Annotated in this window: 25 protein-coding genes and 1 riboswitch; of the genes, 8 read left to right on the forward strand and 17 right to left on the reverse strand. The window is 64.2% G+C overall.

Annotated features, from left to right (window positions below; translation table 11 throughout):
• Positions 1-8: 8 nt before the first annotated feature.
• The 16 genes from nuoK to NKI46_RS11050 all read right to left on the reverse strand — a co-directional run bounded on the left by nuoK (position 9) and on the right by NKI46_RS11050 (position 11,956).
• Positions 9-317 (reverse strand): NADH-quinone oxidoreductase subunit NuoK, encoded by a 309-nt coding sequence (gene nuoK / locus NKI46_RS10975; RefSeq protein WP_023670810.1) that lies wholly within the window; start codon positions 315-317, stop codon positions 9-11.
• Between the two features lie 7 nt (positions 318-324).
• On the reverse strand, positions 325-585 hold the full coding sequence (locus tag NKI46_RS10980; protein WP_023670811.1) for a hypothetical protein: 261 nt from the start codon (positions 583-585) through the stop codon (positions 325-327).
• 2 nt (positions 586-587) lie between these two features.
• Positions 588-1,208, reverse strand: coding sequence for an NADH-quinone oxidoreductase subunit J (locus NKI46_RS10985; RefSeq protein WP_023670812.1), 621 nt, complete (start codon positions 1,206-1,208; stop codon positions 588-590).
• A gap of 124 nt (positions 1,209-1,332) precedes the next feature.
• Positions 1,333-1,824 (reverse strand): NADH-quinone oxidoreductase subunit NuoI, encoded by a 492-nt coding sequence (gene nuoI, locus NKI46_RS10990; RefSeq protein WP_023690956.1) that lies wholly within the window; start codon positions 1,822-1,824, stop codon positions 1,333-1,335.
• Complete coding sequence (gene nuoH, locus NKI46_RS10995) at positions 1,824-2,867, reverse strand: NADH-quinone oxidoreductase subunit NuoH (RefSeq protein ID WP_023685202.1); 1,044 nt, start codon at positions 2,865-2,867, stop codon at positions 1,824-1,826. Before nuoH ends, nuoI begins: the two co-directional genes overlap by 1 nt.
• 2 nt (positions 2,868-2,869) lie before the next feature.
• Positions 2,870-4,951: an NADH-quinone oxidoreductase subunit NuoG gene (nuoG, locus tag NKI46_RS11000; RefSeq protein WP_352746153.1), complete on the reverse strand. Its 2,082-nt coding sequence runs from the start codon at positions 4,949-4,951 to the stop codon at positions 2,870-2,872.
• Positions 4,951-5,235, reverse strand: coding sequence for a pentapeptide repeat-containing protein (locus tag NKI46_RS11005; protein WP_352460286.1), 285 nt, complete (start codon positions 5,233-5,235; stop codon positions 4,951-4,953). Before NKI46_RS11005 ends, nuoG begins: the two co-directional genes overlap by 1 nt.
• 11 nt (positions 5,236-5,246) lie before the next feature.
• The gene (locus NKI46_RS11010) at positions 5,247-5,939 is read right to left on the reverse strand and encodes a helix-hairpin-helix domain-containing protein (protein WP_352460285.1); all 693 of its coding nucleotides are present in this window, start codon (positions 5,937-5,939) and stop codon (positions 5,247-5,249) included.
• A 72-nt stretch (positions 5,940-6,011) separates the two neighbouring features.
• Positions 6,012-7,316 (reverse strand): NADH-quinone oxidoreductase subunit NuoF, encoded by a 1,305-nt coding sequence (nuoF, locus tag NKI46_RS11015; protein WP_023670819.1) that lies wholly within the window; start codon positions 7,314-7,316, stop codon positions 6,012-6,014.
• Positions 7,317-7,319: 3 nt separating this feature from the next.
• A complete protein-coding gene (locus tag NKI46_RS11020) occupies positions 7,320-7,523 on the reverse strand; it encodes a hypothetical protein (RefSeq protein WP_023690953.1) in 204 nt (67 codons plus the stop codon).
• Entirely contained in the window at positions 7,523-8,854 is a 1,332-nt protein-coding gene (locus tag NKI46_RS11025; RefSeq protein WP_352746157.1) for an NADH-quinone oxidoreductase subunit E, read from the reverse strand. Before NKI46_RS11025 ends, NKI46_RS11020 begins: the two co-directional genes overlap by 1 nt.
• Positions 8,855-10,045, reverse strand: a complete 1,191-nt coding sequence (locus NKI46_RS11030; RefSeq protein ID WP_352746160.1) for an NADH-quinone oxidoreductase subunit D — start codon at positions 10,043-10,045, stop codon at positions 8,855-8,857.
• A 1-nt stretch (position 10,046) separates the two neighbouring features.
• The gene (locus tag NKI46_RS11035; protein WP_352746163.1) at positions 10,047-10,400 is read right to left on the reverse strand and encodes a hypothetical protein; all 354 of its coding nucleotides are present in this window, start codon (positions 10,398-10,400) and stop codon (positions 10,047-10,049) included.
• Between the two features lie 11 nt (positions 10,401-10,411).
• Complete coding sequence (locus tag NKI46_RS11040; protein ID WP_352746166.1) at positions 10,412-11,014, reverse strand: NADH-quinone oxidoreductase subunit C; 603 nt, start codon at positions 11,012-11,014, stop codon at positions 10,412-10,414.
• Between the two features lie 4 nt (positions 11,015-11,018).
• Complete coding sequence (locus NKI46_RS11045) at positions 11,019-11,600, reverse strand: NuoB/complex I 20 kDa subunit family protein (RefSeq protein ID WP_023670824.1); 582 nt, start codon at positions 11,598-11,600, stop codon at positions 11,019-11,021.
• Complete coding sequence (locus NKI46_RS11050) at positions 11,591-11,956, reverse strand: NADH-quinone oxidoreductase subunit A (RefSeq protein ID WP_023670825.1); 366 nt, start codon at positions 11,954-11,956, stop codon at positions 11,591-11,593. The genes NKI46_RS11045 and NKI46_RS11050 overlap by 10 nt, the downstream gene beginning before the upstream one ends.
• A 327-nt stretch (positions 11,957-12,283) precedes the next feature.
• Between NKI46_RS11050 and NKI46_RS11055 the strand changes: the two genes are divergently transcribed.
• From NKI46_RS11055 to NKI46_RS11090, 8 genes are all read left to right on the forward strand, one after another.
• The gene (locus tag NKI46_RS11055) at positions 12,284-13,486 is read left to right on the forward strand and encodes a winged helix-turn-helix domain-containing protein (protein ID WP_352746169.1); all 1,203 of its coding nucleotides are present in this window, start codon (positions 12,284-12,286) and stop codon (positions 13,484-13,486) included.
• 29 nt (positions 13,487-13,515) lie between these two features.
• Positions 13,516-13,720: riboswitch (cobalamin riboswitch) on the forward strand.
• Between the two features lie 38 nt (positions 13,721-13,758).
• Positions 13,759-14,187, forward strand: coding sequence for a DUF1636 family protein (locus tag NKI46_RS11060; RefSeq protein ID WP_352746171.1), 429 nt, complete (start codon positions 13,759-13,761; stop codon positions 14,185-14,187).
• A gap of 2 nt (positions 14,188-14,189) precedes the next feature.
• Positions 14,190-15,242: a cobalamin biosynthesis protein CobW gene (cobW, locus tag NKI46_RS11065; protein ID WP_023823115.1), complete on the forward strand. Its 1,053-nt coding sequence runs from the start codon at positions 14,190-14,192 to the stop codon at positions 15,240-15,242.
• A gap of 18 nt (positions 15,243-15,260) precedes the next feature.
• Complete coding sequence (cobN, locus tag NKI46_RS11070) at positions 15,261-18,935, forward strand: cobaltochelatase subunit CobN (protein ID WP_352746174.1); 3,675 nt, start codon at positions 15,261-15,263, stop codon at positions 18,933-18,935.
• Complete coding sequence (gene cobG, locus NKI46_RS11075; RefSeq protein ID WP_352746177.1) at positions 18,932-20,398, forward strand: precorrin-3B synthase; 1,467 nt, start codon at positions 18,932-18,934, stop codon at positions 20,396-20,398. The genes cobN and cobG overlap by 4 nt, the downstream gene beginning before the upstream one ends.
• A gap of 2 nt (positions 20,399-20,400) precedes the next feature.
• Positions 20,401-21,033 (forward strand): precorrin-8X methylmutase, encoded by a 633-nt coding sequence (locus NKI46_RS11080; RefSeq protein WP_352746179.1) that lies wholly within the window; start codon positions 20,401-20,403, stop codon positions 21,031-21,033.
• Entirely contained in the window at positions 21,030-21,803 is a 774-nt protein-coding gene (locus tag NKI46_RS11085) for a precorrin-2 C(20)-methyltransferase (protein ID WP_031194705.1), read from the forward strand. Before NKI46_RS11080 ends, NKI46_RS11085 begins: the two co-directional genes overlap by 4 nt.
• Positions 21,800-22,564, forward strand: a complete 765-nt coding sequence (locus tag NKI46_RS11090) for a precorrin-3B C(17)-methyltransferase (protein WP_023830494.1) — start codon at positions 21,800-21,802, stop codon at positions 22,562-22,564. Before NKI46_RS11085 ends, NKI46_RS11090 begins: the two co-directional genes overlap by 4 nt.
• On the opposite strand, the gene NKI46_RS11095 is transcribed toward NKI46_RS11090, so the two are convergent.
• Positions 22,528-23,286 (reverse strand): cobalt-precorrin-6A reductase, encoded by a 759-nt coding sequence (locus NKI46_RS11095; protein ID WP_352746183.1) that lies wholly within the window; start codon positions 23,284-23,286, stop codon positions 22,528-22,530. The genes NKI46_RS11090 and NKI46_RS11095 overlap by 37 nt on opposite strands.
• Positions 23,287-23,354 lie beyond the last annotated feature (68 nt).

The raw sequence follows: 23,354 nt of genomic DNA on the forward strand, positions 1-23,354 counted from the left end.
TAGCCCCGTCAACCCTTCATCTGGTTCACGTCTTCGACCGCGATCGAGCCGCGGTTGCGGAAGAAGACGACGAGAATGGCAAGACCGATGGCCGCTTCGGCGGCCGCGACCGTCAGCACGAACAGGGCAAACACCTGGCCGACGAGATCGCCCAATGCCGCCGAGAAGGCAACGAAATTGATGTTGACCGCCAAAAGGATCAGCTCGATCGACATCAGGATGACGATGATGTTCCTGCGGTTCAGGAAGATGCCGAACACGCCGAGCGTGAACAGGATCGCCGATACGGTCAGGTAATGTGCGATGCCGACGACCATGGCCAGATCAAACCTTTCCCGGCATTTGTTGAATCATTGAACGCGCGGATACGATGGCGTCCAAAAGGCTGTCTATGGCAGAAGGCTCGAAGATAACTGTTGCATCATTCCGGCCTGCCCCCTGAACGTACGTGAAATCTTCGCTCTTGATGTTCAGCGTAAGATTCCCGTCGCGATTCCAGACGAATACCCAGGCCTTTTCAGTCGAATCAACCCGCCAAGAGGCAACCTGCTCTCCCCAATATTTTTTCTTCAAACGACCGAACATCGTCAGAGCCCCTCGCCCGACTTGACCTTGCGGATTTCCATGCCTGTCGCCGGCGTGCGGCCGACCTGGGCTGCGATCGACTGCCGCTTGATCCCTTCCTTGTGGCGCAGCGTCAGGACGATGGCGCCGATCATGGCGACCAGCAGGATGAGGCCCGAAATCTGGAAGTAGTAGAGGTAGTCGGTATAGAGGATGTCGCCGAGTGCTGCGGTGTTTGTCCGCGCGGCAAGATCCGGGATGGGTTTGGAGACCGTCGAGGCCAGTTGCGGCGCGAAGGTGTAGCCGCCGAGCACCACGATCAGCTCGGCCGCCAGGATCAGCCCGACCAGCGCGCCGATCGGCGCATATTGCAGGGCGCCTTCCTTCATCTCGGCGAAGTCGACATCGAGCATCATGACGACGAACAGGAACAGCACCATGACCGCGCCGACATAGACGACGAGCAGGATCATCGCCAGGAACTCGGCGCCGGTCAGCATGAACAGGCCGGCGGCGTTGAAGAAGGTCAGGATCAGGAACAGCACGGAATGCACGGGGTTGCGCGACGAAATGACCATGAAGGCCGACGCCACCGCGACAAAGGCGAAGAGGTAGAAAAAGGCCGCCTCTAGTCCACTCAGCATTGGGGATCCCCCGGGGTTCCTGTCCAAACAGGACATCCGTCCTGTTTGATTTCTGCGACCGCCTCCGGCCGGCAAGTTGCGTTGTCCTTAGACGAGGCCCCTCGCCCCGTCCATGCGTCAAATGTCAGCGGTAGGGCGAGTCCAGCGAGATGTTGCGCGCCAGTTCGCGCTCCCAGCGGTCGCCATTCGCCAGCAGCCTGTCCTTGTCGTAGTAAAGCTCTTCGCGCGTCTCCGTCGCGAACTCGAAATTCGGCCCCTCGACGATGGCGTCGACCGGGCAGGCTTCCTGGCAGAAGCCGCAATAGATGCACTTCACCATGTCGATGTCGTAGCGCACGGTGCGGCGCGTGCCGTCATTGCGGCGCGGGCCGGCCTCGATGGTGATCGCCTGCGCCGGACAGATCGCTTCGCACAATTTGCAGGCGATGCAGCGTTCCTCGCCATTGGGATAGCGGCGCAGCGCGTGCTCGCCACGGAAGCGCGGGCTGGTCGGCCCCTTTTCGTGCGGATAGTTGATCGTCTCCTTCGGCGCGAAGAACTGGCGCATCGACAGGAAGAAGGCGCTGACGAAATCCTGCAGCAGCAGCGATTTGGCGGCCTGGCCAAGAGCGGACATCACGCAAACCCCGTGATCTTGAGGAAGGCCGCGGTGGCAACGACCATGAACAGCGAGATCGGCAAAAACACTTTCCAGCCGAGCCGCATCAGCTGGTCGTATCGGTAGCGCGGCACGAAGGCCTTCACCATGGAGAACATGAAGAACATCAGGCAGATCTTGAGCACGAACCAGATCACGCCGGGCACCCAGGTGAAGGGGGCGAAGTCGAAGGGCGGCAGCCAGCCGCCGAGGAACAGGATGGTGGCCAGCGCGCACATCATCACCACGGCGACATATTCGCCGAGGAAGAACAACAGGAACGGCGTCGAGGAGTATTCGACCATGTGGCCGGCGACCAATTCGGACTCGGCTTCCACCAGGTCGAAGGGCGGGCGGTTGGTCTCGGCCAGCGCCGAGATGAAGAAAATGACGAACATCGGGAACAGCGCCAGCCAGTGCCAGTCGAGGAAGCTGTTGGGCAGGCCAAGCTTGGTGCCCAGCCCATCCTGCTGCGACAGCACGATGTCCGACAGGTTGAGCGAGCCGACGCAGAGCAGCACGGTGACGATGACGAAGCCGATCGAGACTTCGTAGGACACCATCTGCGCCGCCGAGCGCAGCGCGCCGAGGAACGGGTATTTCGAGTTGGACGCCCAGCCGCCCATGATCACGCCATAGACCTCGAGCGAGGAGATGGCGAAGACGTAGAGGATGCCGACATTGACGTTGGCGATCCCCCAGCCGGCATTGACGGGAATGACCGCCCAGGCCGAGATTGCCAGCACGGCCGACACCAGCGGCGCCAGCAGGAACACGCCCTTGTTGGCGCCGGACGGAATGACCGGTTCCTTGAAGACGAATTTCAGCAGATCGGCGAAAGCCTGCAGCGTGCCCCACGGGCCGACGACGTTCGGGCCGCGGCGCAATTGCACCGCCGCCCAGATCTTGCGGTCGGCGTAAAGCAGGTAGGCAACCCCGATCAGCAAAACGACGATCAGCACGACCGACTTTAAAAGGATGATCAGCGTCGGCAGCACGTAGAAGGAGAAGAAGGTGTCCATGTCTACTCTGCCGCCTGCCTGAAGCCGTTTTTCGCCAGCGCCGAGCATTCCGCCATGACGGCGGAGGCCCGCGCAATCGGGTTGGTCAGATAGAAATCCGTGACCGGCGAGGTGAAAGTGCCCTTGTTCAGCCGCCCGCCGAGCTTCGCCACCCTAGCGACGTCATAGGCATTGCCGGCTTCGACATGATCGATGCGGGCGAGATGCGGGTATTCGCCATAGAGTTTGGCGCGCAACTGCTGCAGCGAATCGAAGGGTAGTTTCTTGCCCAGCACATCGGACAATGCCCTCAGGATCGCCCAGTCTTCGCGCGCATCGCCCGGCGCGAAGCCGGCGCGGTTGGTCTGCTGCACGCGTCCCTCGGTGTTGACATAGGTGCCGGACTTTTCGGTGTAGGCGGCTCCCGGCAGGATGACATTGGCGCGGTGCGCACCGGCGTCGCCATGCGTTCCGACATAGACGACGAAGGCGCCGCCGGTCTTGGACATGTCGATCTCGTCGGCGCCGAGCAGGAACAGAACCTCGCTCTCACCCAGCATGCCGGCAACGTTCTTGCCGCCCTTGCCAGGCACGAAGCCGACATCGAGACCGCCGACGCGCGCGGCCGCAGTGTGCAGCACGGCAAAGCCGTTCCAGTCGGCGCGCGCAGCGTTGACGGCCGTGGCGAGTTTCGCCGCTTGGCCGAGCACCGCCGCGCCGTCGGCACGCGACAGCGCGCCCTGGCCGACGATGATCAGAGGATGCGTCGCCTTCTTCAGCGCCTGGAAGAACTTGCCATTGCCGTCGGCCAGATCTTTCAAGGACTCCGGACCGGCGCCGAGCTGTTCGTAGTCGTAACGCGTGTCGCCGACCTCGCCGATGACGCCGACCGGCAGATTGCCGATCCGCCAGCGTTTGCGGATGCGGGCATTGAGCACCGAGGCCTCGAAGCGCGGATTGGCGCCGATGATCAGCACCGCGTCGGCCTGCTCGATGCCCTCGATGGTCGGGTTGAAGATGTAGCTGGCGCGGCCGAGCGCGGGATCGAGTGCGGCGCCGTCCTGGCGGCAATCGGTGTTCCTTGAGCCCAACGCAGCCATAAGCTGCTTCAGTGCGTAGATTTCCTCGACGGCGGCAAGATCGCCCGCAATCGCGCCGATTTCCTCGGGCGCAGCACTCAACACCGCATCCCTGATCGCAACGAACGCTTCGGCCCAGCTGGCCGGCGCCAGCTTTCCGTCCTTGCGGACATAGGGGCGGTCGAGGCGCTGCGTGCGCAATCCGTCCCAGATGAAGCGGGTCTTGTCGGAAATCCACTCCTCGTTCACCGCTTCATTGACGCGCGGCAGGATGCGCATCACCTCGCGGCCTCTTGAGTCGACGCGGATTGCCGAGCCGACGGCGTCCATGACGTCGATGGATTCGGTCTTGGTCAGCTCCCACGGCCGCGCCTGGAAGGCGAAAGGCTTGGAGGTCAGCGCGCCGACCGGGCAGAGGTCGATGACATTGCCCTGCAGCTCCGAGGTCATGGCGCTTTCGAGATAGGTGGTGATCTCGGCATCCTCGCCGCGGCCGATCAGGCCAAGCTCGGAAATGCCGGCAACTTCCGTGGTGAAGCGAACGCAGCGCGTGCAGTGGATGCAGCGGTTCATCACCGTCTTGACCAGTGGGCCGATATACTTGTCTTCGACCGCCCGCTTGTTCTCGTGATAGCGCGAGGAATCGACGCCGAAGGCCATCGCCTGGTCCTGCAGGTCGCATTCGCCGCCCTGGTCGCAGATCGGGCAATCCAGCGGATGGTTGATCAGCAGGAATTCCATCACGCCTTCGCGGGCCTTCTTGACCATCGGCGTGTTGGTGAAGATTTCAGGCGCCTCGCCATTGGGTCCCGGACGGAGGTCGCGCACATTCATGGCGCAGGAGGCCTGCGGCTTCGGCGGCCCGCCCTTCACCTCGATCAGGCACATGCGGCAATTGCCGGCGATCGACAGCCGCTCATGGAAGCAGAAGCGCGGCACTTCCGCGCCGGCGTCCTCGGCCGCCTGCAGCAGCGTGTAGTGGTCGGGTACAGTGATCTCTTTCCCGTCGACCTTGAGCTTTGCCATCAATTGCCCCTGGCGGTCTGCGCCGTCTCATATGCCTGAAACAGATCGCTCAGCCTGATGCCATTGATCATCATGCCGGCGACTTCAGCGTTTTCTATCTTCAAATTGCTCATATTCACATTGCTGAAAAACGCCGCGTTCGAGAGGTTCGCGTCGTCCACCACGGCCGCCGACAGGTCGAATTTGTGAAACTGCGTGTTCGACAAGTTCACATCGTCAAATCTGGAGTTGCTGACGATGGCATTGCGCACATCGAGAACATCGCTCCTGTCGTGGATCTCCATGCCTGCCACCCCTACTTCTTCGCCTTGGCGGCCAGCGTCAGCGCCGCGGCCTGGCGGGTCCACTCGTCGCGGCCGATTCGGCCGGTGAGCGACAGGTAGTCCTCGACCCAGGCGATCTCTTCTGGCGCCCAGGCGGCGATCTGGGCAAAGGTCCAGATGCCGAGGCCGTTCAGCACCTTTTCCAGCTTCGGCCCAACGCCGGTGATCGCCTTGAGATCCGACGGCTTGGCCGGACGAGCCACGGCCTTGGGCTGTCTGAAATCCTCCGGCATCAATCCGATCGTCGCGCCTTCGGCGACGGCCTCGGTCTTCTCCGACTCGGCATCGACGGTGAGAGCGGCAATATCGGTCAGATCCTGGGCAAAAGTCTGCGCCTCGGCGATCAGGGTTCTGGTCGCCGCGCGCGCCTTGGTGGCGGGGGCGGTCTCGGCGAACCCTTGGCTGCGCTGTTCGAAATCGTCGATGATCGGCTGGAAAATCCGCTGCGATGCCTCGGCAGCACCCGACAAGGCGCCTAGCCACACGCCAAAGGCATGGTTGGCAAGGCCGAAGCCCAGCGCCGACATGGCGGCGGCACCAGCGACAGGATGCGCGAGAAGGTTGACGGCGCTGGCCATCTCCTTCGGCATCATCCTTGTCAAATCCTGGTTCATCTTCTCAAGCTGGTCCAAATTGGGCATCAAAGGGTTCGAATAGGGCGCCATAGACATCTCCTGGTCGTTTCTTCGTCAGCCCCGCCCCTATATTTCCGTCCGGGGCTTGCGCCCGATTTCAATCTACTCAGCAGCCACCATCACCGGTTCGGCCCGGTGCGCGTTGCGCGAAAACTCGTCGATGCGCCGCTCCACCTCGCCGCGGAAATGCCGCATCAGGCCCTGGATCGGCCATGCCGCAGCATCGCCCAGCGCGCAGATCGTATGACCCTCCACCTGTTTGGTGACGTCGAGCAGCATGTCGATCTCGCGCTTCTGCGCCTCGCCGCGCACCAGCCGCTCCATCACCCGCCACATCCAGCCGGTGCCTTCGCGGCACGGTGTGCACTGGCCGCAGCTCTCATGCTTGTAAAAATAGGACAGCCTGGCGATCGCCTTCACGATATCGGTCGACTTGTCCATGACGATGACAGCCGCCGTGCCGAGACCCGATTTCAGGTCGCGCAGCGCATCGAAATCCATCGGCGCATCGATGATCTGCTCGGCCGGCACCAGCGGCACCGAAGCGCCGCCCGGAATGACCGCCAGGAGATTGTCCCAGCCGCCGCGAATGCCGCCGCAATGGGTTTCGATCAGCTCGCGGAACGGGATCGACATCGCCTCTTCGACGGTGCACGGATTGTTGACGTGGCCCGAGATGCAAAACAGCTTGGTGCCGACATTGTTGGGCCGGCCGAAGGACGAGAACCAGGCCGCGCCGCGGCGCAAAATGGTCGGCGCGACCGCGATGGACTCGACATTGTTCACGGTTGTCGGACAACCGTACAAGCCGACATTGGCTGGGAATGGCGGCTTCAGCCGGGGCTGGCCCTTCTTGCCTTCGAGGCTTTCGAGCAGCGCTGTTTCCTCGCCGCAGATGTAGGCGCCGGCGCCGTGGTGCATGTAGATGTCGAAATCGTATCCGGACGTGTTGTTCTTGCCGATCAGCCTGGCCTCATAGGCCTCGTCGATGGCGCGCTGCAGCGCTTCGCGCTCGCGGATGAACTCGCCGCGCACATAGATGTAGGCGGCGACCGCGCCCATGGCGAAGCCGGCGATGAACGAGCCCTCGACCAGCGTGTGCGGATCGTTGCGCAGGATATCGCGGTCCTTGCACGTGCCGGGCTCGGATTCGTCGGCGTTGACAACGAGATAGCTCGGCCTTCCGTCGCTTTGCTTGGGCATGAACGACCATTTCAGCCCGGTCGGGAAACCGGCGCCGCCACGGCCGCGCAGGCCTGACGCCTTCATCTCGTTGACGATCCACTCGCGCCCCTTGGCGATGATGCCGGGCGTGTTGTCCCAGGCGCCGCGCGCCATGGCGCCGGCCAGCGACTTATCGAACAGGCCGTAGATGTTGTTGAAGATGCGGTCTTTGTCAGCCAGCATGACTTACCTCTTTCCCCGCAAGACGATCGAGAACCACACCAGCACGCCCATGCCGGTCGCGGCCATCGATTCCAGGGTATCCGAAAACGGCAATTCGACGAGGCGCCGAAGCCCCTCCAGAAGGATGTTGGCAGCAGCGATGCAGACAACGCCGATGACAATGCTGCGCAGCGTCAGCAAAGATCCGGTGCTTTGCGCTTCAGCCATCAACGTGGCTCCTTGCCGAAGACGCGGATGTATTCGGCGACGCCGCCCTTGGCGAGCGCCTTGGCCTGCTTGCCCCAGTCCTCGCGCTCGATGCGGCCCTGGAAAGCGAGATATCCATCCACCCAGTCGCGCTCGGCCTTATTCCAGGATGCGACCTGTGTGAAGGTGAAGATGCCAAGCGAATGAAGGATGCCCTCGATCTTCGGGCCGATGCCCGAGATCAGCTTGAGATCGTCGACCGCGGCCGGCCTGTCGATTCCGGCCGGACGGTTCTTGTCCTCGAGCGACGGCTTTGCGGGCCTGGCTGCCGGCGCCTTGACGGCCGGGGCCACCGCGGCCTTGACCGCTGGCGCCTTGAATTCCGGCGCAGTGAAGGCAGTTGCCGGCGTGGCGGTGGTCTTCGGGCCATTACGCTGCTTGGCGACCTTCTCGACTTCAGGCGCCGCGGTGTTGGCGTTGGCGGCCGAATGCAGGGGCGCCGGGACGCTCGCCGCTTTTTCCGCCGCCGGTGCAACCTTGGCCCTGGAGGGCGACTTCAACGCCGAGCTGGTTTCCGGCGCATCGGTCTTCGGCTTGCCGGCGTTGGATGGCGCCACCGGGGCGGCCGCTGCAGGAGCGGCAGGCGCCGGAACAGGCGCTGCAATGATCGCGTCGGGCGCCGCGTGGGCAGCCTTGCTCGCCGCCCTGGCTTCCTTGTCGCGCGTCGCTTTGAGGATCGCCTTTTCGCTCTTCAGCGTCGTCAGGCCAGGCGCCGGCTCCGAGCCGGTTCTGCCATTTTGCGGTCCCGTGGGAACCGAGGCGCCCTTGCCTGCATCATAAAGATCGATGATTTCGGCCAGCCGCTCAGGCGTCAGATCCTCGAACGTATCCTTGAAGACCATCACCATCGGCGCGTTGACGCAGGCGCCGAGGCATTCGACCTCCTCCCACGACAGCGTGCCCTTGTCGTTGGTGTGGAACTGGTCGTGATGGATTTTCGAGCGGCACACATCCATCAGCGCTTCCGAGCCGCGCAGCATGCAGGGCGTGGTGCCGCAGACCTGGATATGCGCGCGCGTGCCGACCGGATTGAGCTGGTACTGCGTGTAGAAGGTCGCGACTTCGAGCCCGCGAATGCGCGGCATGCCGAGCATGTCCGAAATCGTCTCGATCGCCGCCTTGGTGACCCAGCCTTCCTGCTCCTGCGCAATCATCAGCAAGGGAATGATCGCCGACTGCTCGCGGCCCTTCGGATATTTCTTGATCCATTGCTTCGCAACCGCCGCATTCGCCCGGTTGAAGGCGAAGGTGGCTGGCTGGACGCTTGCTTCTGCGAGACGGCGGACTGACATTTAGCGATCGACCTCACCAAACACGATGTCGAGGGAACCCAGGACGGCAGTGACGTCGGCCAGCATGTGGCCACGGCAGAGGAAATCCATGGCTTGCAGATGCGCGAAGCCGGGCGCGCGCAGCTTGCAGCGGTAGGGCTTGTTGGTGCCGTCGGAGACGAGATAGACGCCGAACTCGCCCTTCGGCGCCTCGACCGCGGCATAGACCTCGCCGGCCGGCACGCGGTAACCCTCAGTATAGAGCTTGAAATGATGGATCAGCGCTTCCATCGAGCGCTTCATCGCCTGGCGCTTGGGCGGCACCACCTTGCCGTCGAGGTTCGACACCGGCCCGGTGCTCTCCTTGCCGAGCAGAAGGTCGACGCACTGACGCATGATCTTGGCCGACTGGCGCATTTCTTCCATGCGCACGAGATAACGGTCGTAGCAGTCGCCGTTCTTGCCGATCGGGATGTCGAAATCCATCTCGGAATAGCATTCATAGGGCTGCGACTTGCGCAAATCCCAGGCAGCACCCGAGCCGCGCACCATGACGCCGGAAAAACCCCAGGCCCAGGCGTCGGCAAGCGACACGATACCGATATCGACATTGCGTTGCTTGAAGATGCGGTTGCCGGTAAGCAGCTTGTCGAGGTCGTCAAGCGACTTCAGGAACGGGTCGATCCACTTGCCGATGTCCTCGACCAGCTTCGCCGGCAGATCCTGGTGCACACCGCCCGGACGGAAATAGGCCGCGTGCATGCGCGAACCGGAAGCGCGCTCATAAAACACCATCAGCTTTTCTCGTTCGACGAAACCCCACAGCGGCGGCGTCAGCGCGCCGATATCCAGCGCCTGCGTCGTCACATTGAGGATGTGCGACATGATGCGGCTGAGCTCGGAATAGAGCACGCGGATCAACTGGCCGCGCTTCGGCACTTCGATGCCGAGCAACCGCTCGGTGGCGAGCGCGAAGGCATGCTCCTGGTTCATCGGTGCGCAATAATCGAGCCGGTCGAGATAGGGCACTGCCTGCAGATAGGTTTTGTGCTCAATCAGCTTTTCGGTGCCGCGATGCAGCAAGCCGATATGCGGATCGACGCGGTGGACCACCTCGCCGTCAAGCTCCAGCACAAGACGCAAAACACCGTGCGCCGCAGGGTGCTGCGGTCCGAAGTTGATGTTAAAGTTGCGGACGGAGTGCTCGGTCATGCTAGATTCCAAGCCTTTCCTTGGCTGACGGCGTCAGTTCCATGAAGCGGACCGTCTGCGGCCCGGCCACATATTCTTTTGCTCTCTGCTCGCATTGCTCAATGGTCTCGCTGGAAGGCTGGAGATCGGCCAGCTCTCCAGCATCGCGCAAGTCGTTCAAAATCTGGTCCAATTCAATCTGCATCGCCGGCTTGATACGAAATATCGTCGGGCAGTTCTTCACCGTGTCGTTCGCCACGACAGCTCGCGCCGCCGAATAGCAATCCACTCCAGCTACTTTGCAGTCGTTCGCAAAAGCATTCTGCAAGCCGGCACAGCAAAACAGGCTTAGTAGCGCTACGCGGATCATCGCCACGCCGCCGCCCCTCACTGTTTCGCCTTCTCATCGCCCGGCAGGACGTAGTCCGTCCCTTCCCATGGCGAGAGAAAATCGAAGTTCCTGAATTCCTGCTTCAATTCCACCGGCTCGTAGATCACGCGCTTGGCTTCGTCGTCGTAGCGCACCTCGACGAAACCTGTCAGCGGGAAGTCCTTGCGCAGGGGATGGCCCTCGAAACCGTAATCCGTGAGGATGCGGCGCAGGTCCGGATGGCCGGAGAACAGCACGCCATAGAGATCGTAGGCTTCGCGCTCATACCAGTCGGCGCCGGGATAGACAGCGGTGAGCGACGGCACCAGCGTCTCTTCGTCGGCCTGCACCTTGATGCGGATGCGCAAATTCTGCTTCGGCGACAGCAGATGATAGACGACATCGAAACGCTTGACGCGCGACGGGTAGTCGGCGCCGCAGATATCGATGATCGAAATGAACTGGCAGCTCGAATCGTCACGCAGGAAGCTTGTCACCTCGATCAGATTGTCTGTAGCAACCGAGATCGTCAGTTCGCCATAGGCAAGCACTGCATCGGTGACGCGGCCCGGCAGCTTTTCGCCGAAATAGGTCGACAGTTCGCTCAGGGATGCGGCCATGGGTCTACCGTTCGATCGTGCCGGTGCGGCGGATCTTCTTCTGCAGGAGAAGAATGCCGTAGAGCAGCGCTTCGGCGCTTGGCGGGCAGCCGGGCACATAGATGTCGACCGGCACGATGCGGTCGCAGCCGCGCACCACCGAATAGGAATAGTGATAATAGCCGCCGCCATTGGCGCAGGAGCCCATCGAGATGACGTAGCGCGGCTCCGGCATCTGGTCGTAGACCTTGCGCAAAGCCGGGGCCATCTTGTTGGTCAGCGTTCCCGCCACGATCATGATGTCGGACTGGCGCGGCGACGCGCGAGGAGCCACGCCAAACCTTTCAGAATCATAGCGCGGCATCGAGGTGTGGATCATCTCGACGGCACAGCAGGCGAGACCGAAGGTCATGAACATCAGCGAGCCGCTGCGTGCCCAGGTGATCAGCGCCTCGGTCGAGGTGACCAGAAAACCCTTGTCGGCCAGTTCATTGTTGATCTCGAGGAAGAACGGATCGTCGGAACCGACCGGACGTCCGGTATTGGGGTCGATCAGGCCTTTGGGCTTCGGCGCGACGAGCGTTCCGGAACTGTCGTTCAATCCCATTCCAGCGCTCCTTTTTTCCACTCATAGGCAAAGCCGATGGTCAGCACCGCCAAAAACACCATCATCGACCAGAAACCGAGCATGCCGATCTTCGAGAACGACACCGCCCACGGAAACAGGAAGGCCACTTCCAGATCGAAGATGATGAACAGGATCGACACCAGGTAGAAGCGGATGTCGAATTTCATCCGGGCATCGTCGAACGAGTTGAACCCGCACTCGTAGGCGGAAAGCTTCTCCGGATCGGGATTGCGATAAGCCACCAGGAACGGCGCGATGATAAGCGCCAGGCCTACAACCGCAGCCACGGCGATGAAGAGGACGATGGGCAGGTATGAACTGAGGAGTACGTTCATGCTCGGCTTTCCGTTGGCGGCCAATCCACTTTGATTACAGCAACCAACCCTAATGCGGAAGCGCGACAGTTTAACCGCTGAACCGTGTTAGGTGCCTTTGCTGCAACGCGGCGAGGGTTAGCGCACGGCTTTCAGCGAAGCAAGTCAAACCTTGTTCAAAAGACAGTGCTGGACGGCAGGCCGGGAAAAACTGGTCCGATCTCCTCCTGTTTGATTTCCTTCATCTTTCACTCCACTTTTGTCTCCTGACACATCTCCCGCCATTTGCCTGCTAGCATGACCGGAATCGCCGGCTAAAGTCGGGAAAATGGTTCGAGGCAAGACACTTTGACGAAGGACAAAATCTCACTCCCCGCGGCCAGGCGCATCGCGCTCGCCGCGCAAGGATTTCTCGATCCCCGCCCGGTCGGCACGCCCGATCGCCGCCACCTCGCCCGCGTGCTGTCGCGCACCGGCCTGCTGCAGATCGATTCCGTCAGCGCCGTGGTGCGCGCCCACTATATGCCGCTCTATTCGCGCCTTGGCCCCTACCCGCTCACCCTGCTCGACAATGCCGCAATCACCCGCAAGCGCACCGTGTTCGAGTACTGGGCGCATGAGGCCTCGTTCCTGCCGGTCGAGACCTACCCGTTGATGCGCTGGCGCATGCAGCGCGCTGAAAGCGGCGACGAAATGTATCTGGGCCTCGCCAAATGGGGCCGCGAGCACGCCGCCTATATCGAAGAGATCTACCGCGCGGTCGCCGAGCGCGGCCCGATTGCCGCTTCGGCACTGGAGGGCCAGAAAGGTTCGGGCGGCTGGTGGGGCTGGAGCCACGCCAAGCACGCCTTCGAATGGCTCTTCTGGGCCGGACGCATCACCACGGCGCACCGCCGTGGCTTCGAGCGTTTCTACGACCTGCCCGAGCGCGTGCTGCCGCAGGCGATCCTCGACCTGCCGGTGCCGGCGGCCGAGGACGCGCACCGCGAATTGCTGCGCATTTCCGCCCGCGCCCACGGCATCGCGACGTCGGGTGACCTGCGCGATTATTTCCGCTTGTCGCCGGCCGACATGAAGGGCCGGCTGGAGGAACTGGTCGAGATGGGCGAACTGCTGCCGGTAAACGTCGAAGGCTGGGACAAGCCGGCTTACCTCTATAGGGACGCCCGCCTGCCGCGAAAGATCGAGGCCCGCGCCTTGCTGGCCCCCTTCGATCCGGTGGTCTTCGAGCGCGCGCGCACCGAGCGTCTCTTCGATTTCCGCTACCGCATCGAGATCTACACCCCGGCCGACAAGCGGCAATATGGCTATTACGTGCTGCCTTTCCTGCTCGGCGACAAGATCGTCGCCCGCGTCGACCTCAAGGCCGACCGTCCCGCCGGCGTGCTGCGCGTCCACGCCGCCTACGCCGAACCCGGCGCGCCGCCGGAGACAGCTGCAGAGTTGTTCGAGGAATTGAAGCAGATGCAGGGCTGGCTTGGCCTTGAGCGCGTCGAAGTGACGCCGGCCGGCAATTTGGGGAAGCCTTTGGCCGACATCGCCATGTCGTAGCCGTGCGTTGACACAACTCCCCGCAACAGCCTAAATCCGTTCCAGACGGTCCCCTGCCCGCAACGGCAAGGGCCAAGAGGGAATGCGGTACGGGACGAAAATCCCAAATCCGCGGCTGTCCCCGCAACTGTAAGCGAAGAGCCAAGGCCGAAAGCCACTGGGTAACACCGGGAAGGCGGCTAACCAAGGCGATGACCCGCGAGCCAGGAGACCTGCCGTCTGAGACAAAGTATCCGATCGCCTGGCGGGTTTCCGGGCAAGGAGCACGGTTTTTGGACCAGAACAGCAGTTTTTCGGCTGGCACAGCGGATGTTTCGTCTGCCGATAGCGACGCGTTGGCTGGCGTGACCGTCATCGTCTGCGCCTCATGCCGCGATGAAACCGGCTCAGACGCTCACCCCCGCGCCGGCGAACTGCTGGCCGACGACACGCGCCTCGCCGCTGCCGATGACAACATCCGCGTCCGCACCGCCGAATGTCTCGGCAATTGCAAGCGCCGGCTGAGCGCTGCCATCCTGCGTGACGGCTGCTGGAGCTATGTCTTCGGCGATCTGACCGCAACCAGCGGCGCCGACCTCGTTACCGGCGCAAAGCTCTTCGCGACTTCGGCCGACGGCCTCATCCCGTGGCGCGGCCGGCCCGATAGCCTCAAGCGCGGCCTCGTTGCCCGCATCCCACCCCTCGACATGCTGAAGGACTGACGATGAACGCTTCAAACCCGGCCGCCAACCTCTCCCGTGTTCCCTGCACTGTCGTTACAGGCTTCCTCGGCGCCGGCAAGACGACGCTGGTCCGCCATCTCCTGGAAAATGCCGGCGGCAAGCGCATCGCCATCATCGTCAACGAGTTCGGCGACATCGGCATCGACGGGGAAATCCTGAAAGGCTGCGGCATCGACACCTGCCCCGAGGAAAACATCGTCGAACTGGCCAATGGCTGCATCTGCTGTACAGTCGCCGACGATTTCGTGCCCGCCCTCGACAAGATCCTCGCGCTGACACCGAGGGTCGACCACATCCTGATCGAGACCTCGGGCCTCGCTCTGCCCAAGCCGCTGGTCCAGGCGTTCCAGTGGCCAAGCGTGAAGAGCCGGGTGACCGTCGATGGCGTCATCGCCGTGGTCGACGGCCCGGCGCTGGCCGAAGGCCGCGTCGCCAACGACATGGACGCGTTGCAGGCACAGCGCGCTCAGGACGAAACGCTCGACCACGACGATCCGGTCGAAGAAGTCTTCGAGGACCAGATCGCCTGCGCCGACCTGATCATCCTGTCGAAAAGCGATTTGATGGATTCAGCCGGTTCGGCCCGCGCCAACGCCATCATCAATGAGCATTCCGCTCGCGCGGTAAAAATCGTGCCGACTGCGCATGGCAAGGTCGACCCGTCGGTGCTGCTTGGCCTCGGTCTCGCCGTCGAAGACGACATCGAGAACCGCAAGTCGCATCACGACGGCGCTTTCGATCATGAGCATGACGATTTCGACACCTTCATCGTCGACATCCCCTCGATCGCCAATCCCGACGACCTGGCCAAGCGCGTCGCCACCGCCGCCGAACAGGAAAACGTGTTGCGTGTAAAAGGCTTCGTCGATGTCGGCGGCAAGCCGATGCGGCTTTTGCTGCAGGCCGTCGGCCCACGCGTCAACCATTACTATGACCGCGCCTGGACGGCCGAGGACGATCGCCGCTCGCGTCTCGTCGTCATTGGCCTGAAGGGGCTGAACCGTCCGGCGATCGAGCGTATACTCGCCGGTTGATCTCAGGCACGAGCCGCGATGCATATACTCGCCACGACCTCCGCCTCGCTCGACGATCTCGCCGAGCCAGTTGATCTCCGGCAGACGCCGGCGGATATCGTGGCGCTGTCCTTCACCGACAGCGACCTCGCCGGCCTCGCGGCGGCTTGGAAGGCCGATGCCGTCCGCCTGCCGTCGATGCGGCTGGCGGCGCTGCGCGACCTGCGCCATCCCATGTCCGTGGACCTCTGGATCGACAGCGTCGCCCGCCACGCCAAGGTGATTTTGGTGCGCATCCTCGGCGGGTATGACTGGTGGCGCTATGGCTGCGACCAACTCGCGGTGACTGCTCGCGAACGTGGCATCAAGCTGGCGCTGCTGCCGGGCGAGAGCCACGACGAGGATCTCAGGCTGATCGAAGCCTCGACGCTGCCGCGCGAGGAGCTGGACGGCCTGCTGGGCTATTTCCGCGAGGGCGGGCCGGAGAATATGGCAGCGCTGATGCAGCGGCTGGCGGGGTTGGCTGGGCAGGATGCGGCGGCGGCTGAGCCGGTCAGCGTGCCGAAAGCTGGCTACTACGAGCCTGGCCGCGGCGTCGTAGGCAAGTTGAATTTTGCCGATGTCGGCGTTCCTTCACACCCCCCTCTGTCCTGCCGGACATCTCCCCCGCAAGGGGGGAGATCAGCCGTTACCAAAGGCGGCTCCTCTCCTGCTCCTTTGGAGATCTCCACAAGGTCTGCGATTGGCGAAAACATTTATGAGAGCACAATCTGCCCCCTTGCGGGGGAGATGTCCGGCAGGACAGAGGGGGGTGGGCGGGAACTCGGCGCAGACAACATCAACCTTCCCATCATCCCCATCCTATTCTACCGCTCGATGCTGCTGGCCGCCGATGTCGCGCCAATCGATGCCCTCTTTGATGCACTCCGCCAGCGCGGCATGAGACCGATCCCGATCTTCGTCTCCAGCCTCAAAGACCCGACCTCCCTGGCCTTCGTCGGAACCGCGCTGGCCACGCTCAAGCCCACCGCCATCATCACCGCAACCGCCTTCGCTTCCGGCGCCGAACCGGGCGTCGAAACGCTCTTCGACCGCGCCGGCGTGCCTGTCTTCCAGGTCATCGTCGCCACCACCCGCCGCGACGTCTGGGACAACAACCAGCGCGGCCTGGCGCCCGCCGACCTCGCCATGCATGTCGTGCTGCCCGAACTCGACGGCCGCATCCTCGCCGGCGCAATTTCCTTCAAGGGCGAGAGCGAGACCGACCCGGCGCTCGGCCACCGCGCCTTCGCCAACCGGCCGGAACCGGATCGCGTGGCGCAAGTGGCGGACAGGCTAGCGGCGTTCACACGGTTGCAGCAGACGCCCCGCGCGACGCGTAAGTTGGCGATCCTCATTCCGGATTATCCGAGTGCGCCCGGCCGCACTGGCTATGCCGTGGGCCTGGATGTGCCGTCCAGCGTGTTGGCCATGCTGCATGACCTGAAGGAGCAGGGCTATCGCGTTGACGGGATTCCAGAAACGCCGCGTGCGCTGCTGGACGCGTTGGAGCGGAGCGATGGTGGGCTGGGGCTGGATGAGTATCTGGACTTCTCAAAGGATTTGCCGGCTGAGGCACTGGCTGCAGTCGAGGCGGCATGGGGCGCTCCTTCACCCTCCCCCTTGTGGGGAGGGTTGGTTCGCGACATTCGCGAAGCGGATGGCGCGAAACGGGGTGGGGGTAGCGGTGCACCACCCCCACCCGGCCCTGCGGGCCACCCTCCCCACAAGGGGGAGGGTAAGAGCGGCTTCCCCTTCCGCGCCGCCACCTTCGGCAACATCACTGTCGCTCTCGCCCCCGACCGTGGCCGCTCGGCCGACCGGCGCGCCGATTACCACGACCCGACGCTGCCGCCGCGCCACGATCTGCTGGCCTTCGGCCTGTGGCTGCGCAAATCGCTCCGCATCCATGCTCTCATCCATGTCGGCGCCCATGGCACGCTGGAATGGCTGCCCGGCAAGACGGTTGCGCTCTCACAAAACTGCTTCCCCGAGATCGTCACCGGCTCGTTGCCCGTCATCTACCCCTTCATCGTCTCCAATCCCGGCGAAGCGGCGCAGGCGAAGCGGCGCATAGCAGCCGTCACGCTTGGCCATCTGCCGCCACCACTGGCAGCTGCTGGCCTTGATGAAGAGCAGCACAAGCTCGAGCGCCTCGTCGACGAATACGCCCAGGCCGACGGCCTCGACCGCCGCCGGCGCGATCGTCTGGCCAAGCTGATCGTCGACACCGCGCAAAAGACCGGCCTCGCCTCCGAAGCCGGCGTCGCCAAAACCGACGCGCCCGACGAGGCGCTGCGCCGCATCGACGCCTGGCTCTGCGACCTCAAGGATTTCGCCATCAAGGACGGCCTGCACATCTATGGCCGCGCTCCCGACGACGAGCCCGACGCCATGCGCCGGCAAAGCGCCGAAGCCGAGAAGGCCGCGCTGCTGGCGGCGCTCGACGGCCGTCACATCAAGGCGGGTCCGGCGGGCGCACCGGCGCGTGGCCGCTCCGACGTGCTGCCCACCGGCCGCAACCTGTTCACCTCCGACCCGCGCACCATGCCGACGCCGACCGCCTACGATCTGGGAAAGGCGGCGGCAGAAGAAGTCGTGCGCGGCTATATGCAGTCGCATGGCGACTGGCCGCGCTCGCTGGTCATCGACCTCTGGGGCTCGGCCTCGCTGCGCACCGGCGGCGAGGAGATCGCGCAAGGCCTGGCGCTGATGGGCTGCCGGCCGCAATGGGATTCGGCCACCGGCCGCATCACCGGCATCGAAGTGCTGCCGCCGGCCACGCTCGGTCGCCCGCGCATCGATGTCACCTGGCGGATTTCGGGTCTGTTCCGCGACATGTTCCCGACCCAGATCGCGCTGATCGACGCCGCCGCCAACGCCGTTGCCGCGTCCGACGAGGACGATTCGGAAAACCCGCTCGCCGCCAGAACCCGTGCCGATGGCAAGATCGGCCCGCGCATCTTCGGCACCTCGCCCGGCACCTACGGCGCCGGCGTCGAGGACCTGCTGTCCAGCGGCGACTGGGTCGGGCGCGAAGAAATCGGCCGCGCCTATCTCGATGCGACATCACATGCTTATGGCGGCGCAGAGGGCGAAGGCATCGCCTCCCCCGGCGCTTTCGAGACCCGCGTCGCCGAGGCCGATCTGCTGGTCCACACCGGCGACGATCCCGGCCGCGACATTCTCGAGGGCTCCGCCGACGTCGCCTTCATCGGCGGCTTTTCGGCCGCCCTTGCGGCATTGGGCCGAAATGCCGACGTCATCGTGCTCGACACCACCGACCCGCAAAAGCCGAAGCCGCGCTCGGTCGGCGAGGCGGTGTCGCGGGTTGTGCGGGCGCGAGCCGTCAATGCGCGCTTTATAGCCGGCCAGATGCGGCATGGTCCGCGCGGCGCTTCCGAGTTTGCCGAAACCGTCGACCGCCTCATCGGCTTTGCCGAAACCACGCACGCCATTTCGGGCGCGTTGATCGAGGCCGTGCATGACGCCTATGTCGGCGATCCCGATGTCCGCGCCTTCATCCTGCGTGAAAATCCGGCCGCTGCCAAAGTCATCGCCGAGCGCTTCCTGTCGGCGCGCCGGCGCGGTCTCTGGCATCCCTTGCGCAACTCGGTCGACGACGATCTCGCGGCGTTGATCGCCGAGGCCGAGGCGCTCGGGGTCGCGGCATGAACGCCTTCTCGCGCCGCGGCGCCTGTCCGGCTCTCTCGGCGCCGATGCAGACCGGCGATGGCCTGCTGGTGCGGCTCAACCCGGTTGCTGGAGGGCTTTCCCCCAAGTCGCTGATCGGACTCTGCGAATCCGCCTTGAAGCGCGGCAACGGCATCATGGAAGTGACCGCACGGGGCAGCCTGCAGATACGCGGCCTGACGGCGGAAAGTGCCGTGCTGTTGGCGGCGGAGGTCGATGCACTGGGGATTGCAGTGCGTACCGGCGTGCCGGTCGAGACCGGGCCGCTGGCCGGCATCGATCCGCGGGAGATTGCCGATCCGCGAGCTTTGGCTGAGCGGATCAGGGCTGCGGTCGAGGAAGCTGGGCTGACGCCAAGGCTCGGACCGAAGGTGTCGGTGGTTGTCGATGGTGGTGGGCAGCTGACGATGGATGGGGTGACGGCCGATGTCAGGCTGAAGGCGGTGCGGGAGGGCGGCAACGTTATGTGGGCTTTGTCTGTTGCCGGCGATGGCCAAAGCGCGAGGCCGCTTGCGACGGCCGATGAGGATGCAGCGCGCGATATTGCGGTTGCTGCCCTCAGGATGACCGCGGAGAAAGGCCGGGAGGCACATGCGAGGGATTTGTCGGAGAGGCAGCTAGCGTCTCTCGCAGGTTGGCATTCCTTCGCGCCCCCCTCTGTCCTGCCGGACATCTCCCCCACAAGGGGGGAGATCAGCAGCTTCGCTGTCAGCTCTTCGCCTTCGACGTTGAAAACTGGCGAAACCGGCGGCGACAGCACAATCTCCCCCCAAGTGGGGGAGATGTCCGGCAGGACAGAGGGGGGCGCCGTAGAGCGCTCTCGCTCGCCGATTGGCCTCTTCGACTTGAACACCGGCCACGCCCTCGGCATCGGCCTGCCCTTCGGCAGCATGCCAGCGCAAAACCTTATCGACCTTGCCAGCCGAGCGTCGAACCTCGGCACCGCCGAAATCCGCCTCGCCCCCGGCCGCGCCTTGCTGTTCCTCGGCCAACCACCAGCCGCGAACCCCCTCCTCCAAACCACCGCCACCGCGCTCGGCTTCGTCACCGCCGCCGCCGACCCGCGCACCCGCATCGCCGCCTGCCCCGGCACTCCTGCCTGCGCATCCGGCCAAATCGCCACGCGCGACATCGCCGAGACAATCGCCGCCGAAAACGCTGATATCCTCGACTTCACACTGCACATTTCCGGCTGCGCCAAGGGCTGCGCTCACCCCGGCTCTGCCGCGCTAACAATCGTCGGCGGCGAAAACGGAGCCGGACTTGTCGTGAACGCGACGGCAAAGGCCCTTCCTGCGGGCTACAGGCCGGGCTATGACGCCGCACGCGGCGTCAGCAGCGTCGCGGCGATGGTCCGCAGCGCACGATTTCAGGGCGAAACCGCCGCCGCTTGCCTGACAAGGCTCGGGCCGGCGGCAATCGCCGAAAGCTACCGACAGGAATAAGCATGGCCGCCTACGATTACATCCATGACGGCAACGCCATCTATGAGCGCTCTTTTGCCATCATCCGCGCCGAGGCCGATTTGTCCCGCTTTTCCGAGGCCGAGGCCGACGTTGCCATCCGCATGATCCATGCCTGCGGCCAGGTCGAAGCATCAAGTCATTTTGTTTTCTCCAGCGATTTCGTCGCCGCCGCCCGCAGCGCCTTGACGGCCGGCGCACCGATCTTCTGCGACGCCGAAATGGTCTCGCATGGCGTCACCCGCGCCCGGTTGCCGGCCGGCAACGAGGTGATCTGCACCTTGCGCGACCCGCGCACGCACGACATCGCCAAGGAGATCGGCAACACCCGCTCGGCCGCGGCAATCGATCTGTGGGGCGAGCGTATGGCCGGTTCGGTGGTCGCCATCGGCAATGCGCCGACGGCACTGTTCTATCTCCTGGAAAAATTGCGCGACGGCGCGCCGAAGCCGGCAGCCATCATCGGCATGCCGGTCGGCTTCGTCGGTGCCGCCGAATCCAAGGATGCGCTGGCCGAAAACTCCTATGGAGTGCCCTACGCCATCGTGCGCGGCAGGCTTGGCGGCAGCGCCATGACCGCAGCCGCGCTCAATTCGCTGGCGAGGCCCGGCCTGTGAACGCGGCCGTCAAAGAAGATCTGGCAAAAGGCCGTCTTGTCGGCGTCGGCACGGGGCCTGGCGACCCCGAGCTGCTGACGCTGAAGGCCGCGCGCGTTCTGGCCGAGGCCGATGTCGTCGCCTACTTCGCCAAGCGCGGCAACAACAGCAATGCGCGCGCCATCGTCGAGGCGCGCTTCCGGCCGGATATGCTGGAACTGCCGCTGCTCTACCCCGTCACCACCGAGATCGACAAGGATCACGACGACTACCGTTCGCAGATCACCGATTTCTACGAGGAGTCGGCCGAGAAGGTCGCCGAACACCTCGAAGCCGGCCGCATGGTCGCCGTGCTCTCCGAAGGCGACCCGCTGTTCTACGGCTCCTACATGCACCTGCATGTCCGCCTCGCCCATCGCTTCCCGACCGAAGTCATCCCCGGCGTCACCGCCATGTCGGGCTGCTGGTCGCAGACCGGCGTGCCGATCGTCCAGGGCGACGATGTCCTGACGGTTTTGCCCGGCACGATGAGCGAGTTCGAGCTGACGCGCCGTCTCGCCGACACCGACGCCGCCGTCATCATGAAGGTCGGCCGCAATCTGCCCAAGATCAGGCGGGCGCTGGAGGCCACCGGCAAGCTCGCCCGCGCCGTTTATGTCGAGCGCGGCACCATGGCCGGTAGCATCTCGATGAAGCTTGCCGACAAGCCGGACGACAAGGCGCCTTATTTCGCCATCGTGCTGGTCGCCGGCTGGTCCGGCCGGCCTGGCGTTATGGAAGCCAAGCCATGAGCGGCCGGCTCACCGTCATCGGCCTTGGGCCAGGCAATGCCGATCAGGTGACGCCGGAGGCGAGCCGGGCCGTGGCGCAGGCAAAATTCTTCTATGGCTACAAACCTTATCTCGACCGGCTTGATCTTCGCACCGACCAAACCCGCGTCGCCTCGGACAATCGCGAGGAACTCGCCCGCTCCAAGGACGCGCTGGTCAGGGCTGCCGAGGGCCATGACGTCGCCGTCGTTTCCGGCGGCGATCCCGGCGTCTTTGCCATGGCGGCCGCGGTCTGTGAGGCGATCGAGGCCGGCCCGGCCGAATGGCGAACCGTCGATGTCACTGTCGTGCCCGGCGTCACCGCCATGTTGGCGGTTGCCGCCCGCATCGGCGCGCCACTCGGCCATGATTTCTGCGCCATCTCGCTGTCCGACAATCTCAAACCGTGGGATCTGATCGAGCTGCGCCTTTTGGCGGCGGCCGGCGCCGGCTTCGTCATCGCGCTCTATAACCCGATCAGCAAGGCGCGCCCTTGGCAGCTCGGCCGCGCCTTCGAATGCCTGCGCGCCATCCTGCCCGGCACCACGCCGGTCATCTTCGGCCGCGCCGCCGGCCGCCCGGACGAGCGCATCGAGGTTTTTCTGTTGGCCGATGTCGAGGCGGAAAGGGCCGACATGGCGACCTGCATCATCATCGGCTCGCCGGAGACAAGGATCATCAAGCGCGGTGACAAACCGGCGCTGGTCTACACACCGCGTTCCGCGACGGGGTCGAGACCATGATCGATCATCGCGGCCAATGCTTCGACAGTTTCGGCCGACGGCACCTCCGGCAGGATGGGCCTGCGCACCATCACCACCTCGATACCGAGCGCCCGCGCCGCCGCGATCTTGCCGTAGGTGGCCTCGCCGCCGCTGTTCTTGGACACGACAACATCGATGCGGTGCTCCTCGAGCAGTGCGCGTTCATCCGCCTCGCGAAACGGCCCACGCGCCAGCAGGTAGGCCGCATCCGGCACCGCCAGTTTCGGCTCGACCGGATCGACGCTGCGGATGAGGTAGTGATGCTGCGGCGCCGCCTCGAAAGCCGCGACCTCTTGCCGGCCGAGCGCCAGGAAGGCGCGGCGCGGCGTCGATCCAAGCGCGTGCACCGCATCGCCTGTCGTATCGACCTGCGTCCAGCGGTCGCCGTCGACAGGCTTCCAGCCGGGACGGCGCAGCGCCAGGATCGGCACACCGGTCAGGCGCGAGGCTTGCGCCGCATTGGCGGATATCTGCGCCGCATAGGGATGTGTGGCGTCGATCAGCAGGTCGATGCCCGCCTCCCTGAGATAGGCGGCCAGCCCGTCGGCGCCGCCAAATCCGCCGCTGCGCACCGGCACGCCTTGCGCGACCGGGCTTTCGGTGCGGCCGGCCAGCGACAGGGTGACACGGAAATCTTCCACCAGTTTTTCGGCCAATTGGCGCGCTTCTGTCGTGCCGCCAAGGATCAGAATCTTCTTCATGAGCACCATGTTGAACAGCGTCGGCGCTGCCCCTCACCCCTACCCTCTCCCCGTGAAGAACGGGGAGA

The organism is Mesorhizobium sp. M0615 (assembly GCF_040320805.1).
Classification (GTDB): Bacteria; Pseudomonadota; Alphaproteobacteria; order Rhizobiales; family Rhizobiaceae; genus Mesorhizobium.

Bases quoted from the DNA above. Each gene is read 5' to 3' on its own strand.
- nuoK (WP_023670810.1), bottom strand. From the start codon at position 317: ATGGTCGTCGGCATCGCACATTACCTGACCGTATCGGCGATCCTGTTC.
- NKI46_RS10980 (WP_023670811.1), bottom strand. From the start codon at position 585: ATGTTCGGTCGTTTGAAGAAAAAATATTGGGGAGAGCAGGTTGCCTCT.
- NKI46_RS10985 (WP_023670812.1), bottom strand. From the start codon at position 1,208: ATGCTGAGTGGACTAGAGGCGGCCTTTTTCTACCTCTTCGCCTTTGTC.
- nuoI (WP_023690956.1), bottom strand. From the start codon at position 1,824: ATGTCCGCTCTTGGCCAGGCCGCCAAATCGCTGCTGCTGCAGGATTTC.
- nuoH (WP_023685202.1), bottom strand. From the start codon at position 2,867: ATGGACACCTTCTTCTCCTTCTACGTGCTGCCGACGCTGATCATCCTT.
- nuoG (WP_352746153.1), bottom strand. From the start codon at position 4,951: ATGGCAAAGCTCAAGGTCGACGGGAAAGAGATCACTGTACCCGACCAC.
- NKI46_RS11005 (WP_352460286.1), bottom strand. From the start codon at position 5,235: ATGGAGATCCACGACAGGAGCGATGTTCTCGATGTGCGCAATGCCATC.
- NKI46_RS11010 (WP_352460285.1), bottom strand. From the start codon at position 5,939: ATGGCGCCCTATTCGAACCCTTTGATGCCCAATTTGGACCAGCTTGAG.
- nuoF (WP_023670819.1), bottom strand. From the start codon at position 7,316: ATGCTGGCTGACAAAGACCGCATCTTCAACAACATCTACGGCCTGTTC.
- NKI46_RS11020 (WP_023690953.1), bottom strand. From the start codon at position 7,523: ATGGCTGAAGCGCAAAGCACCGGATCTTTGCTGACGCTGCGCAGCATT.
- NKI46_RS11025 (WP_352746157.1), bottom strand. From the start codon at position 8,854: ATGTCAGTCCGCCGTCTCGCAGAAGCAAGCGTCCAGCCAGCCACCTTC.
- NKI46_RS11030 (WP_352746160.1), bottom strand. From the start codon at position 10,045: ATGACCGAGCACTCCGTCCGCAACTTTAACATCAACTTCGGACCGCAG.
- NKI46_RS11040 (WP_352746166.1), bottom strand. From the start codon at position 11,014: ATGGCCGCATCCCTGAGCGAACTGTCGACCTATTTCGGCGAAAAGCTG.
- NKI46_RS11045 (WP_023670824.1), bottom strand. From the start codon at position 11,600: ATGGGATTGAACGACAGTTCCGGAACGCTCGTCGCGCCGAAGCCCAAA.
- NKI46_RS11050 (WP_023670825.1), bottom strand. From the start codon at position 11,956: ATGAACGTACTCCTCAGTTCATACCTGCCCATCGTCCTCTTCATCGCC.
- cobW (WP_023823115.1), top strand. From the start codon at position 14,190: ATGAACGCTTCAAACCCGGCCGCCAACCTCTCCCGTGTTCCCTGCACT.
- cobN (WP_352746174.1), top strand. From the start codon at position 15,261: ATGCATATACTCGCCACGACCTCCGCCTCGCTCGACGATCTCGCCGAG.
- cobG (WP_352746177.1), top strand. From the start codon at position 18,932: ATGAACGCCTTCTCGCGCCGCGGCGCCTGTCCGGCTCTCTCGGCGCCG.
- NKI46_RS11080 (WP_352746179.1), top strand. From the start codon at position 20,401: ATGGCCGCCTACGATTACATCCATGACGGCAACGCCATCTATGAGCGC.
- NKI46_RS11090 (WP_023830494.1), top strand. From the start codon at position 21,800: ATGAGCGGCCGGCTCACCGTCATCGGCCTTGGGCCAGGCAATGCCGAT.
- NKI46_RS11095 (WP_352746183.1), bottom strand. From the start codon at position 23,286: ATGAAGAAGATTCTGATCCTTGGCGGCACGACAGAAGCGCGCCAATTG.